The 13,741-nt window shown below is 75.7% G+C and carries 7 protein-coding genes; all 7 read right to left on the bottom strand.

Features of this window, described 5'->3' with window-relative positions; all coding sequences use genetic code 11:
- Window positions 1–32: 32 nt before the first annotated feature.
- The 7 genes from fxsT to ABT300_RS34245 all read right to left on the bottom strand — a co-directional run bounded on the left by fxsT (window position 33) and on the right by ABT300_RS34245 (window position 13,429).
- On the bottom strand, window positions 33–3,074 hold the full coding sequence (fxsT, locus tag ABT300_RS34275) for an FxSxx-COOH system tetratricopeptide repeat protein (RefSeq protein ID WP_351684202.1): 3,042 nt from the start codon (window positions 3,072–3,074) through the stop codon (window positions 33–35).
- Window positions 3,075–3,207: 133 nt separating this feature from the next.
- Window positions 3,208–4,731 carry an aKG-HExxH-type peptide beta-hydroxylase gene (locus ABT300_RS34270; protein ID WP_351684204.1) on the bottom strand — a complete coding sequence of 508 codons (1,524 nt, stop codon included), beginning with the start codon at window positions 4,729–4,731 and terminating at the stop codon, window positions 3,208–3,210.
- Entirely contained in the window at window positions 4,731–5,927 is a 1,197-nt protein-coding gene (locus ABT300_RS34265) for an FxsB family cyclophane-forming radical SAM/SPASM peptide maturase (RefSeq protein WP_351684199.1), read from the bottom strand. Before ABT300_RS34265 ends, ABT300_RS34270 begins: the two co-directional genes overlap by 1 nt.
- Window positions 5,928–6,205: 278 nt before the next feature.
- On the bottom strand, window positions 6,206–6,421 hold the full coding sequence (gene fxsA, locus ABT300_RS34260) for an FxSxx-COOH cyclophane-containing RiPP peptide (protein WP_351684196.1): 216 nt from the start codon (window positions 6,419–6,421) through the stop codon (window positions 6,206–6,208).
- A 26-nt stretch (window positions 6,422–6,447) separates the two neighbouring features.
- Complete coding sequence (locus tag ABT300_RS34255; RefSeq protein WP_351684193.1) at window positions 6,448–9,906, bottom strand: SAV_2336 N-terminal domain-related protein; 3,459 nt, start codon at window positions 9,904–9,906, stop codon at window positions 6,448–6,450.
- A gap of 7 nt (window positions 9,907–9,913) precedes the next feature.
- Window positions 9,914–10,936 carry an AAA family ATPase gene (locus ABT300_RS34250; RefSeq protein WP_020130728.1) on the bottom strand — a complete coding sequence of 341 codons (1,023 nt, stop codon included), beginning with the start codon at window positions 10,934–10,936 and terminating at the stop codon, window positions 9,914–9,916.
- 108 nt (window positions 10,937–11,044) lie between these two features.
- Window positions 11,045–13,429, bottom strand: a complete 2,385-nt coding sequence (locus ABT300_RS34245; RefSeq protein ID WP_351684189.1) for a VMAP-C domain-containing protein — start codon at window positions 13,427–13,429, stop codon at window positions 11,045–11,047.
- Window positions 13,430–13,741 lie beyond the last annotated feature (312 nt).

Genomic DNA, 13,741 nt, shown 5'->3' with positions numbered 1-13,741 from the left:
GAAACTTCGGGGGGCGGGCCCTTCGCCGTGCCTCAGATGACCTGGGGTTCGAAGTCCCAGTAGGGCCGGTTGCGGGAGCGGGCCGAGACGGTGTGCGGATGCCTGCTGCCCAGCGTCGCGTCGAGGTCCGACAGGGCCTCCTGCTCGACCTTCTCCGCCTGCCGCCGGTCCCGCAGGCCGCGCAGGTCCGCCGCGTGGGCGATGCGCGCCGACAGGGTCAGCGGATGGGTGCGCCCGAGCGTCTCGACGGCCCGGCCCACGGTGTCGTGGCTGAGCTCGGCGGCGCTCTCGGTGTCGCCGACGATGTTGCGCAGGGCGGAGGCGTTCAGGGCGCAGCCCAGCGTCCAGGGGTGGTGCTCCCCCACGGCGTCGGTCATCGCCGCGAGCGCCTGCTCGAGGAGGACGTGCCCGGCCTCCCGTTCGCCGACGTTGCGCAGGATCAGCGCCTGGTTGGCGCGGGCCCCGGCGACGAACGGGTGCTCGTCGCCCAGCATCACCTCGTACCGCGCGACGACGGCCTCGCTGAGCTCGCGGGCCCGGTCGATGTCGCCGTGCTCGCGGGCGTAGCAGCTCTGGGCGGTCGCGAAGATCAGGGTCAGCGGATGCGTCTCGCCGAGCACCCGCTCGCCGCGCTCCAGCACGCTGGACAGCAGCTCCCCGGGCTCCTCGCGTTCGGCGCCGCGGTCGCGGCCGCGGTCCCGCTCGCCCAGGCGGTAGCGGCACAGCGCGAGGTTGTGCTCGGCCTTGAGGGTCGCCGGGTTGTCGCGGCCCATCACGAGCCGGATCTCGCGCACGTTCTTCGCCTGGATGGACTCGGCCTCGGCGTACCGGCCGAGCAGTCGCAGGTCGATGGCGTAGGAGATCTCGGAGCCGAGGGTCCACGGATGGCGGGCCCGCAGGAGCAGGCGGCGGGATTCCATGGTCCGCCGGTCGTGCTCCAGGGCCTCCGGGTAGCGGCCGAGCAGCCGCAGGGAGACGGCGAGGTTGTTGAGCGAGTTGAGGCTGCGCGAGTCCTGGTCGCCCAGCAGGTCGCGGTAGGCCACCAGGACCCACTGGGAGAGCTCCAGCGCCTCGTCGTAGCGGCCGAGGCCGCGCAGGTCGGCCGCGAGGCCGGCGGCGGCCCGCAGATGCTCCAGGTCCTGCGGTCCGCGCTCCGCCTTCAGATGTTCGGAGGCGGCCCGGCTGAGGGCCTCGGTGGCGGCGTAGTCGCCGACGGCCCGCAGCAGGTTGGTGTAGTGGTAGGTCAGCTCCCAGATCCGGGGGTGCGTCGGGCCGAGCAGTTCGCGCCAGGCCTTCATGGCGCGCTCGCCGAGTTTGATGCCGGCGACGTACTCGCCCGAGAAGTACATGTAGCGCAGGCAGTTGAAGACCAGTCGCTGGACGGTCGGTTCCTGGGTCTGCAGCACGTCGGCGTACTTCAGGTGCGGCACGATCTCGGCGTACCCGGGCCACAGGTCGGGGTCGGTGGGCCGGCGCGGGTCGGCCGCGGCGAGGGCCAGCCGGACGACGTCGATGAACTCCTTGCGGTCGGCGTCCGGCATGTCCTTGTGCACGATCTGGTGGACCATGCGGTGCAGGTACAGCGACTCCCCGGAGCCGGCCCCCTCGTCGCCGACGGCCTCGTGGGACTCCAGGCGGACGACGGAGTACTGGCGGAGCTGGTTGATCGCCTTGTTCCACAGCAGCGGGTCGTTGAGCAGTCCGGCGAGCTGTTCGGGCAGTTCGTCGCTCGACATCTCGCGCAGCAGCCGGACGGGGATGAAGCCGGGGGCGAAGAAGGTGCACAGCCGCAGCAGGTCCACGGACTCGGGGACGGTCTCGCGGAGTTTGTTCAGCAGTATCGACCACGCGGTCTGGAAGGCGAGCGGGAAGTCCGCCGACACCTTCACCACGTCGCTGTCGATGCCGCCGTCCAGCAGGGCGATGTACTGGCGCACCGACAGGTCGGAGTCGTTCAGCCAGCCCGCCGTCTGGTCGAGCAGCAGCGGCAGGTCCTCCAGCGCGTCCGCGAGCTGGTCGGCCTCGCCCTCGGACAGCCGTGGCGCGCGGCGCCTGATGAACGCCACCGACTCGTCGCGGGCGTAGACGGGCACCTCCAGCAACTTGCTGTTGTGCTCGGTCCATTCGGGGTTGCGGGAGGTGATGATGACGTGGCCGGGGCCGGTGGGCACCAGGTCCCAGATCTGGTCGGGCTCGTCGGCTCCGTCCAGGATCAGCAGCCATCGTCCGTACGGGTCGCCGCGGCGCAGCGAGTCACGGACGGCGCGCAGCCGTTCGCCGTACTCCTGTCCGGTCTGCAGGCCGAGTTTCGGGGCGAGTTCGGCGAGCAGCCGGCGGTAGGTGACGCGTTTCTCGGCGTTGACCCACCACACGACGTCGTACTCGGAGCCGAAGCGGTAGACGTACTCGGCGGCCGTCTGGGTCTTGCCCACTCCGGACATGCCGTGCAGCGTGACGACGCCGGCGCCGGGCTCCGCGCCCTGCAGCAGGTGGTAGGCGTCGTTGAGCAGCGTCTCCCGGCCGGTGAAGCGGGTGTTGCGGCGCGGCACCCCGCCCCAGACCTCGGGCATCGCGGCCGGGAAGCGGGGGCCGCGGCGGGCGCCCTCGGGGAGGTCGGGCTGCGGCTCGAAGGGCAGGTCCAGCCGGTCGAACAGGCGGCGCTCGGCCTCCTCGGCGCCCATGTTGGTCAGGTCGACGGGGGCGAGGACGGCGGTCGCGGCCGGTACGGAGGCCGTCGTCACGGAGACGGCGGCGAACCGTGACGGGTCGGGGGCGACGACCTCGCGCAGCGCCGCGTTCCACTCCTCCTGCGTACGGGGGCCGAGCTGGAAGTACCACTCGCTGACGACGATGAGGATGCGTCCCTCGGCGAGTTCCAGGTCGCGCAGCAGATCGACGAGCGGCACCTCGGCCGGGGAGTCCCAGCGCAGGTACACCACGCGCAGGCCGCGGCGTTCGAGCCGGTCTCCGATCCATGCCGCCCAGGCCCGGTTGAATCCCGCGAAGTGGATCGTGACCGCCTGCCTCGCGGCCCCTCTCCCGGTTGCCCCGACCGGCGTACGAGCTCCAGACATGCAGCGGCCTCCAGCACGTAGTACCTCGAAAATCCTAGGACCTCGGCGCGGCGCGCGTAAGTCCGCCGACCTCTTCCGCGCGCGCCTCGGCCCGACGATCTTCGCTCACCTGACGGCCCGTCGCAGGCCATCCTCATTCTTTCGGGCGTGGCAGCGCGGGAGTGTGACGCTGTGTCCACAAAGCGCGCGCGGCCTTCACGTAGGCCTCGGCCCGGGCGGTATGGCTGCGGGGCGCCGGATGTTCGGCCATGCGTTCGTAGGCGGCGGCCATCTCGTCGACGAACCGGCGTCCGCGGACGGTGAGGTCCGGCGAGCCGACGAGCGCCGGCAGCGCCGCTTTCACCTGGGCGCGGTAGCGGGCGTGCCGGGACCATGCGTACGCGGCGTCGGGCGGCGCGGCGACGAGCGCCCGGTGCTGGAAGTAGTCGGCGAGGGCCAGATGGGAGTACGCCCCCTGCAGCAGGGCGTCGTAGGGCCGTGGGCCGGTCTTCCAGGGAGCGAAGTAACGCGCCTCGGGGTCGGCGTGATGGAGCGTCACCAGGTCGGCGAGTGCGGCGAGTTTGGCGTGGTGGAGTTCGTGGACGAGGGTGGCGGCGAGGGCGACGGCGTCCTGCGGGGGGCTGGCGAGGAGGGCGCCGAACGCCTCGTGCCGGGTCGCGCTGCAGCTGTCGCGGCCGTCCGCGCCCGGCGGGCTCTCCAGCGGGACCAGACAGCGCAGCAGGGTCAGCGCCTCGGCCACCCGGTGCGCACCGCCGGAGCGCAGGGCGGCCTCGGCGCCCGACCAGGCCTGCAGCCAGCGCTTGTGGTCCGTGTCGTCGAGGACGGCCGGTCCGCTGAGGCCGCGGTGGCCGGGACCGGGCGCGGTGCGGTACGGGTCCGCGTCGTCCAGCGGCAGGGGCGCGGTGGCGGGCAGCAGGCCGGGCAGGGTGCGCACGGGCGTCCAGGCGAGGGCGGCGGACCAGGCGCCGATGCCGCTCTCCAGGTGGACGACGACGTCCGGCGCGTCGGGTCCGCGCAGCGTCAGCCGCCCGTCGCGGTGGGCGACGTCGACGGGGGCGTCCGCGCGGGCGGCCGTGTGCAGGGCGCCGAGGGAGGGCAGGGCGAGCACTCCGGCGCGGGCGGTGAGCCGCACGGTGAAGGGGATCCCGGCGCGCGCGGCGGCCACTGCGGCGAGGGCGCTGAAGTGGGCGAGGTCCTGGCGCAGCCGGCGGGCGCGGTGCTCGTCGGCGGGGCCGCCGCGCTCGTCGAGGCCGCGCAGACAGCTCAGCGCCCAGGGTCCGGTCAACGGGTGGAAGAGACGTTCGCGGGCGGGTGAGTGCGCGGCGCCGGCCGGGTACGGGTGGCCTGCGGACGGGCGGCGGCGGTCGGCGGGCGGGCCCGACGGGCGGTGGTGGTCGGCGGACGGGCCCGACGGGCGGGGGCGGTCGGAGGGGCGGGGGCGGTCGGCGTCGGTGAGCAGGGCCCAGTCGTCGCGCAGCCGCGCCTTGCGGGCCGGGGAGCAGACCGCCGGGTGCGCCGCGTCGGCGGCGTCGAGGACGGCGCGCAGCAGGAGCAGGCGCCGGGTGTCCTGGTCGCGCACCAGGAGGGCCAGGGTCTCGGGGCCGCCCCGGGTGCGGCCGAGCTCCACGAGGCCGCGTTCCGGGACTGCGGGGCGGATCACCGGGCGCCCTCTTCAGGGGCGGCGAACACGGCGTGGGGGTCGGGAACGGCCGGGGCCGCGGGGGCGGCAGAGGCGGCGACGGGCGTGTGCGCGGCGAGCCGGGCGGCGATGTGGCGGATCAGACGCTGGAGGTCGGCGCAGTACACCGACGGGTTGCGAAAGCCGTGTCCGGCCCGGTAGCGGTGGGCGTAGTGACCGCCCCCGCAGACCGCCAGCAGGGGGCAGGCGCGGCACTGCCGCGCGAGGGACGCCGTGCCCGCCTGCCGGGCCGCGACCGCCGGGTGGCGCAACGCGTCGTCGAAGGCGTCGTGGAAGACGTCCAGGCCGGTGTGCGCGGCGCCGTCGTACGCCGACTTCAGGGAGTCCGTCTGCTCGATGGACCCGTCGGTCTCGACGACGACCGCGTCGAAGGGCGCGAGGCCCAGGGACTCGGTGGCGGAGGGCATGCCCAGCAGGAGGGCGAGGCACTCCTCGAAGAGGCGCACGCGGGTCTCCCGGCGGCCCGCGTCCCACCAGCGGTCGAAGACGGCGCACAGCCATTCCCCGTGCCGGGCGCCGGCCCAGTGGGGCGGCGGGGCGGACCAGTTGCCGTGCGGCAGCAGGAAGTTGAGGGCGGGGGGCCGCAGTGCGAGGAGGGACTCGTACGTCTCCACGGGGTCCAGCGCGGCGTCGACGACGGTGAGAATGCCCGCGTACGCCGAGGGCGCGTGCTCGGCGGCCAGCAGGGCGCCGCGCGCGGCGGCGGGCCAGGAGGGGCGGCCGGCGTGGTCGACGCGGCGCGCGTTGTGCGCGGCCGACCCTCCGTCGAGGCTGACGCTGATCCTGACGCCGCCGTCGGCGAGGACGGCCAGCCGTCCTGCGGTGAGCAGGGTGGCGTTGGTCTGGACGACGGCGTGGACCGTGCAGCCGTCGGGGACGCGGTCCCGGACCAGGCGGGTGAAGCGGGTCAGGGTCTCGGCGCCGGCCAGCAGGGGCTCGCCCCCGTGCAGGACGAGGGAGAGGTCCCTCAGGGCGTGGGCGCGGGCGTGTTCGGCGATGCGGGCCGCGGTGCGGTCGAGGACGTCGGGGGCGGCTGTGGCGGGGCGGGTGCGCCAGGTGCGGTCCGGGCCCTCGTAGAGGTAGCAGTAGGTGCAGGCGAGGTTGCAGCGGCCGTGCATCTTCACGATGAACTGCCGGAAGGCGTGTCCGGACATCCAGCACCCCCATGCCCTGCGGCTGCCCTGAAGCGGCCCTGCCGCCGCCGTGGTACGCCGGCCCTGCGGCGGCCCTGTGGCCGGCTTCGGCCCCGCGCTGCCGTGTCCCCCGCTTCGCGGCGCGAGCGCCGCACGGGGCGCATGCCCGTGCGGACCGCGGACACAAACCCCGCCCGACCGAACTTGTCCGAGTCGCGCGCACACGAGACCGAATTCGACTTCCGAACGATCGAATGTGTCCTGTAGAGGGGGCCGTAGAGGGCAGTCGGCGGAACCCGTCAGAGCACGGCGTCGAACCCCCACAGGGTTTCGCTCGACCTCCCCGCGCGCTCCCGCAGATCCTCCAGCACCTCCCGCAGCACCGGATGCCCGATCGTCCGCAGCTCCGCCAGGTCCAGCGCCAGCAGATCCGGCAGCGGCCCGCCCGCGGCGGGCTCACCCGCGCCGGCGTCCTGCGCGGTCGTCTCCGCCACGGACTCGCCCCGTACGTCCATGCCCGTTCCTCCCCAACCCGCTCGGCTCACGTCACACGCTCCAGCGCGGCCAGCCGCTCCGCCGTCTCGGCGGCCGTCGGCCCGTCGGCGACCAGGCTGCCCTCCGGCAGCCGCGACCACTCCGTCCGGGCGGCACGGTAGGCCTCCCGGGCGGCCCGCGGCCGCGAGGCCGCCTCATAGGACATACCCCGCCAGTGGTGCGCCTGCGCACCCGTTCGGACGGCCTCGTGCCGCCGGCGTTCCGTGGCAGCCGCCCCCTCGGCCTCCCGGGCCGACTCCGCCGCGTCGCGGAAGGCGTCGACCGCCAGGTCCAGGCGGGCCGGGCGGCGCAGGCTGCGGTAGGCCTCGAACTGGACCTGGCCGAGTTCCAGCCGGCACCGGGCGGCCAGCAGCGGGTCCGCCGCGTCGGCGGCGGCGAGCCCGAAGAGGTGCTCGGCCTCGCGCAGGTCGACGCGGTCCCCGCGGCCCCGGTAGCGCAGCATCAGCGCACGGCCGAGCAGCAGCAGCCGGTGGGCGACCTGCGCGCTGCCCGCCGGGGTCTCCATCCGGCAGTCCCGCAGCACGCGGATCGCCCGGGAGAGCGTCCCCTGGGCCCGCGCCCCGGACTGCAGTCCGGCCAGCCGCAGCAGCGCCTCGCCCCACTCGGCGAGGACGTCGGCGTGCGCGGGCGCGTCGCGGGACATGCGCTGGGCGGCCTGCGCGAAACGGTCGGCGGCCGTCTCCAGCTCCGCCGGATCGCCCGACTCCCGGTGGCGGGCGACGGCGATCCGGCCCGCCCGCGCCAGCAGCGCCGCCCGTCGCCCCTGCTCGCGGACCAGGGCGAGCGCCTCGTCGACGCGGGCCTGGGCGTCGTCCAGCGGCCCGCCCGCCTGAAGCAGAGCGTCGACCAGATCGAGCAGGACGCGCACCCGTGCACGCGCCGACTCCACGGTGTCGGGCGCCTCCCCGGTGTCGAGGGCGGTGCGCAGCGACTGCGCGCCCTGCTCGGCGTAGAGGCGGGCCTGCACGGGGTCGGCGGTGGCGCCGGACAGACGCAGCAGGATCCGGCCGTGCTCCAGGGGGAGTTCGGACGGCCGCTCGCGACGGTCGGGCCAGACGTCGGCGAAGGCCTCCAGCATGCCGACCGCGCCCTGCAGCAGCGCGCTGTCCCCGCCGAGCCGCCACTGCGCCTCCAGGGCGCGCACCCGCTCCAGGGTGAGCCCGAGGGCCTGGTGGTGGTCGAGGTCGGGCGCCGCGCAGGCGACGGCGTACTCGCGGTCGGCGCGGCGCAGCAGGTCCAGGGCTGCGGCCCCGTCGCCGCGGCGTCGGCGGTCGGTCGCCGCGGCGTGCAGCACCCGTGCCAGCACGGCCCGTTCGTGCAGCCGCCGCGGGTGCGCCGCGGCGCGCTCCGCGGCCGCCTCCGCCTCCTGCAGCAGATCGTCGCCGCCCTGCACCTCCCACAGGCGCAGCGTGCAGTGCGCGTACTCGGCCCACAGCTCGGGGTCCGCCCCGGCGGGACGTTCGTGCTCGGTGGCGCCGCGCAGCAGCTGCACCGCGTCGATGACGTCCTGGATCATGCCCTCGCGGTCGAAGCGCCCGATCAGCGTGCGGGCCCGGCGGACCGCCTGGTGCGTGGGCCGCTCCTCGGGACGCCCAGGGCCGCTGCGGCCGCCGGGCGTCTCGAACTGCTCGGGCAGCGGCATGAACCGTCGCAGCACGCGCGCGGCGACCTCGGCGAAGGGCTGCGGCACGGGAGCCGCGTCGCCGTTGCCGCCGCTGTCCCCGTTGTCCCCGTGGTCGGCCCGGTCGGCGCCGGTCGCGGCAGCCGCGCCGGACGCGTAGGGGCGGCCCGCGCCGCCGTCGCCGAGCTGGGCGAGGGCCAGCGCGGGGAAGTTCGGGCCGCCCTTGCCGAAGCGCTGCTCGATGTACTCCGAGCAGTGCTTGAGGACCAGCATCGCCTCGTCGCGGCCGAGCCGGGACAGCAGGGCGTCGCGCACGTCCGGATCGATGCGGTACCACTGGGCGCCGTCGTCGGCGAACTCCTCCGACTCGCGCGTGAGCAGCCCGCCGACCAGCACCTCCGCCAGCTCGGACGGTCCCGAGTCGGGCAGCATCGTGCGCTGGACGAGCTGCATGACCGGCAGGCACAGAGGCGCGGCGGCCAGATACACGGCGAGCCGTCCGGCGGCCGGGGAGGCGCTGGAGCTGAACCTGCTGACCCGCTCGAACGGAGTGCGCCGGCGGTCGGCGCGCCCGGCGGGGGCGGGCGGCTGGTCCGCGCGCACCCAGCCCACGGCGCCCGGCACCGGCCCGGCGCCGGCCCCCGACAGCAGCCGGGCCCAGGCGCCGAGGGCCACCGGCTCGGGCGGCAGCACGGGCACCGGGAGCGCCCCGCGGCGGGCCTCCGCCGGCACGCCGGACGGCGTGCGCACCCGTAGCGCGGCCGCCCCGCCCAGCGTCTCGCCCCGGCTCAGCTCGCAGAAGACCACGGGCAGCCGGGTCCGGTTCCACAGGCGCTGCGGCAGCGGCTGGAGCACGGCGACCGGGCCCTGCCGGGACAGGTGGTGCAGCAGCCGGTGCGCCTGTCCGCTGTGCCACAGCGGGCCCGCGCAGTCGCTGACGAAGAGGACGATCCGGCGGCCGGTGGGGTCGCTGAGCCGGTCCGTGGAGTGCAGCGGCGCCGCGTACACGTCGGGGCTGCGGCTGACGGCGGGAGCGCCGTCGGGACCCTGGTGCAGATGGCTGACCTTGATGTCCGAGAAGGCCCCCAACTGGCCGAACACCTGCTCCAGTTCGAGGAAGAGCCGGTCCCACACCCGCATCGACGACGAGGCGTCCAGCACCAGTTGGAGTCGGGCGTCGCCCCGGACGACCGCACGGTGGACGGGCATGACCAGGCCGCCCGCCTGCGCGCTGCGCTCCGCCGTCGCCGTCTCGTCAAGCCGCATGCGCAGCGGGGGCGCCGGGCTGCGGTAGCGCTGCAACCGCCGGAGCGCGCGCTGGAGTTCGAGCGGGGCGGGCAGCGCGGGGGCGGCGGGCACGCCCACCGGCAGCGCGGCGGCCCGGCCCGCGCCACGGGACCGTCGGCCTCCGTCCTGCGGCACCGGATACAGGCTCACGCGTCCGCCGGCGCCGACCTCCTGCGGGGCCGGCTCCGCACGCTCGGGCTGCTCCTCCCGCGTCCCTGTGTCCGGGGCCCCGCCCCGACCGCCGCCGCGTCTCGACGCGGACCTGCCGCCGACCGCGGCCGGCGGTTCCTCCCGGTCGGGGACGTCCACCGGCCGGGTCCACCGCGCCAGCCACAGCGCGTCGCACAACTGCTCCACGTCGGGATCGAGCCCCACCCCGCGCAGTCGCGCGACCAGCTCGGCGAGGGGGTCGTCGTCCTGGGCCGCGGCCGGGACCGGGGACGGGCCGCGGGTCCGGGAGGCCGAGGGGTCGTCGTGGCAGTCCTGGCTGCGGTCGTCGGGCGGGACGGGGCCGTGGCGGGCCGCTGCGTCGGGCATCAGGCCCTCACCTCGGGCGGTCGAGTCGCTGGATGAGCAGGTCGGCCAGCCGGTCACGACTGGGCGGCGCGGCCGCGTCGGTGAGGTAGATCGCGTTCAACAGCTGGTCCGCGGCGAGGAGTTCGCTGCGCGACCGCTCCAGGAACCGCGTGATCAGATCGTCCCCCGCGCGAGCCGCCTCGTCGCCGAGATGCGCGCGGACGAACGTGGCGAGCCGGTTGTGGTCGGGGCGGCCCAGCTCCAGATGGATGCACCGGCGCATCAGGGGGGCCGGGAAGTCGCGCTCGCCGTTGCTGGTGAGCACGACGAACGGGAAGGCGCGGCAGCGCACCCGTCCGTCGCGCACCCGCACCTTGACGCCGTCGGCGGTCAGCACCTCCGCCTCCCCGTCGGGCAGCCGGTCGGCGATCCGCTCCAGCTCGGGTATCGCGAACTCGCCCTCCTCCAGGACGTTCAGCAGGTCGTTGGGCAGGTCGATGTCGCTCTTGTCCAGCTCGTCGATGAGCAGCACGCGCGGTGTGTCGGAGGGCAGCAGGGCGGTGCCGAGCGGCCCCAGCCGGATGTAGCTGCCGATGCCCTCGACCGCGCCCGGCGAGCCGGCCGCCGACCCGAACCCGCCCTGCGCGGCGATCTGCACGTCCTGGAGCCGGGCGATGGCGTCGTAGTGGTAGAGCCCGTCCTGCAGCGCCGAACGGCTGACGATGGACCAGCGCAACACGTTGCCGAGCCCGAGTTCGTACGCCACCGAGTGGGCGAGGGTGCTCTTTCCCGCGCCGGGGCTGCCCGTGACGAGCAGCGGACGGCGCAGGTACAGAGCCGCGTTGATCATCTCCAGCTCCTCGGCGCCCGGCCGGTGCAGCTCCGCCAGATGCCGGTGCGCGCCGAGCCTGCGGTCCTGGGAGCCGTCGCCGGACCCCGCCGCGTCCCGGCTGGTGAAGTCCCGCCACGGGGGAGGATCGGGCAGCCGCTCGATCCCGTCGTGCGGTTCGCCGGCGCCTCGGTAGATGAGCCACTCACTGGATTCGGTCATGATCCGGTCCTCGTCACTCGTCCACCGCCGCGGCGGTCCGAACGTGCATCACGTTATCCATCCTGGGGGTGCCTGGTAAGGGGCCGGCCGGCCTCGCGGACGGGTGACTCAAGGGGCCTCCAGCAGGTCGCCCGTGCCGGGCAGGGGCTGGTGGGGGTCGTCGTACAACAGGGCCACGCCGTCGGCCCAGAACGACTCCGTGCGGCCCTCCCGCAGCCGTACCCGCAGATCGTGCACGGCCTCGGGGAGGCGCTGCGCGGTGGGCGGTTCGGCGATCTCGTCGATCGTGCCGCGGTGGAACTCGCCGCAGACGGCGTCCGACCGGCCGCGCCGCCTGCGCCACAGGGCCACGCCGTAGCCGCCGAGCACGATCCGGGCGAGCGCCTCCGCGTCGTCCTCGTAACGGAGGTCGCCGTAGCGGCAGAGCACCGGGACGGTGCCGTGCGAGAGGGCGCGCAGCTGCTCCACGGTCGGCACGGGCTTGCGCAACCCCTCGTCGCAGTCGAGGACTTCGGCCCGCGCTCGGTGCGCGTGCAGCCAGCGCCAGCGTGCCCGGCGCTCCGCGTCCACATCCTCGTCGTACTCGTCGTCGTACTCGTCGTCGGGGCCGTACTCGTCGCCGCCGTCGGTCCCGTCACGGCCGTCGGTCCCGTCGCTCTCGGGGTGGCCGTCGTGTTCGGGGCGGCCGTCGTTCGCCTCGGCGTCTCCCGGGTTCGCCGAGCGCGCCGGGCTCTCGGGGTCCTCCGGGGTGCGCCAGTGGAATCCGGCGTCGCCGCCGGCCTCGTCGTACCCGCCGAACGCCTCGTCGGGCAGCCGGTCGCGGTCCGCACAGCGCACGACGACGGGCCGCAGGGCGCCCAACGGCGGTTCCTCCGGCCCGAGTCGCCAGGCGTCCACCTCGAGGCCGAGCAGCGTGTGGGGCAGCGCCACCTGGAGCAGCGCGGGCCGGCCGGGCTCGTCGCAGTGGCGGAAGGCCTCCGCGAGCGGTCCGGCGAGGCGTCCGGGCAGCTCGGCCAGCGGCGTCCGCTCGGCCTCGTGCAGCCGCACCGCCTCGCCGCCGGGAGCGGTCACGCAGACCGACCAGTCGCAGCGGTCCGGCTCCCAGCCGCGCCGCACCAGTTCGAGCAGGGCGGAGGGCCGGGCGGCGCTGCCCGGGGCTCGGTCGCGGGCACGCGCGCGCGTGTCCTGCCCGCGCCGCCGGTCGCGTCCGCGCCCGGCGAATCCGTCCGTGGCGTGCGCACCCGAGGAGACCGTGTCGGGGGCGTCCCGCCCCGTCCCGTCCCGTCGGCGCAGCCGCGCGATCCGCTGCTCGGCGAGGCCTGACCGGTAGCGGGCGCTCAGCCGCTGCGCGGCCTGCCACACCCAGACCCACAGGGCCTTCTCGGCGTCGGGGGTGCTGGGCACGACGAACGGCCGCGGCGCGGACATCGCCCGCATCGCGTAGTCGAGCACCAGCTCCAGCGCCCCGTCGTCGCTCGCGCTCTCGTACAGCGCGCCGAGACCGTCGCGCCAGCCGCGCGGCGCGGGCAGCGGAACGGGTCCCTGGAGGTCGGGCAGGGAGTCGAGGATGTCCAGCAGCCCGCGGGTGCTCTCGGGCGGCGGGAGCTCGGCGAGCCGGCCCAGCAGCTGGATCCGCTCGTCCGGGCTGAGGGTGCGGCCGGGCCGGGCGCCCAGCCTGCCCTGCACGTCGGTCCAGGTCTGCCGCCGGGACGCCGGGTGGCGCTGCCGGTCCCGGTGGTAGCGGTCATGGGCGTGGAAGACCGCCTGGTAGAGGTCGCTGTGCTCGGCCGGCGCCGCCTCCGCGGGCACCCGCAGGGTGCGCAGCTGCTCGATCCCGGTGGAGGTGCCGCCGGGCCGGTGGTCCGAGCGCGCCTTCAGGACGCCGATCACCTCGCCGCGCACCGGGTCGATCACCGGCCCGCCCGAGACGCCGTAGGGCAGGTCGTTGTCGCCCAGCCGCATCTGCACGTCCGGGGACCAGCCGCCGATCGTCCCCTGCACCGTGAGCGTGCCGTCCAGGACCTGTAAGCGGCCCTCGTTCTCGGTCCAGCCCGCGTACAGCACCCGGCCTTCGCCGTAGTACGCCGCCGGACGCTCGGAGACGTACACGCACTCGTGGTCGTCGACCGGCTCGGTCAGCTGCACCAGGGCCAGGTCCGGCGCCGGCCAGTTGCCTGCGGACGCGGACCGCTCGGCGCTCTCGGGCAGCGTCGCGACGACCCTCCCGGGCGCGGTCGAGGCGCCCCGTCCCGGGGCTGTCTCATACACCACGGCAACCTTGCCCCCCTCCCCGCCGCAGGCCACGTGTGCGCAGGTCAGAACCCAGTTGGGAGCGACGAAGAAGCCGCTTCCGAGGAACGTCCCGGGCTCATCCAGGGCATACCCGACCACCGGGCGATGAATGCGCACGGTCGCCGCCACGACGAGTCCACGCAGCGCACGGCGGGCCGCATCGAGGGCGTTCGATGCGCCCGGGGCGTGCCCGCCCGTCATGCTCCGCCCCCGCCGACGGCACCGTCGGCCCCCCTGTGCATCGGCGCGCCGGGGGACGCGCCCGCGTGCCGCCCCCCGTCGGCGTCGGGCGCGGTCGGCGGGGCGGGCGAGGCCGATCGCGGCGGCGAGACGGAAGGCGGGGGCGAGGGGGGCGCGGCGGGAGGCGGGGGCGCCGCCGGGGGCGGAGGTGAGGCGGGGGGAGCCGGTGCGGTCGGCGCGACGGCCGAGGAGCCCTCACGCGCGCGTGAGTCCGCGCCGGCGCGGGTACCGGTGTCCGCGCCCGCGCGGGAGTCCGCGCCGGCAGGCGGTGCG

It is taken from the genome of Streptomyces sp. NPDC001027, assembly GCF_040299045.1.
Classification (GTDB): Bacteria; Actinomycetota; Actinomycetes; order Streptomycetales; family Streptomycetaceae; genus Streptomyces.
Note: the sequence above shows the minus strand (reverse complement) of the source record. Positions and strands in the feature narration are given on the sequence as shown.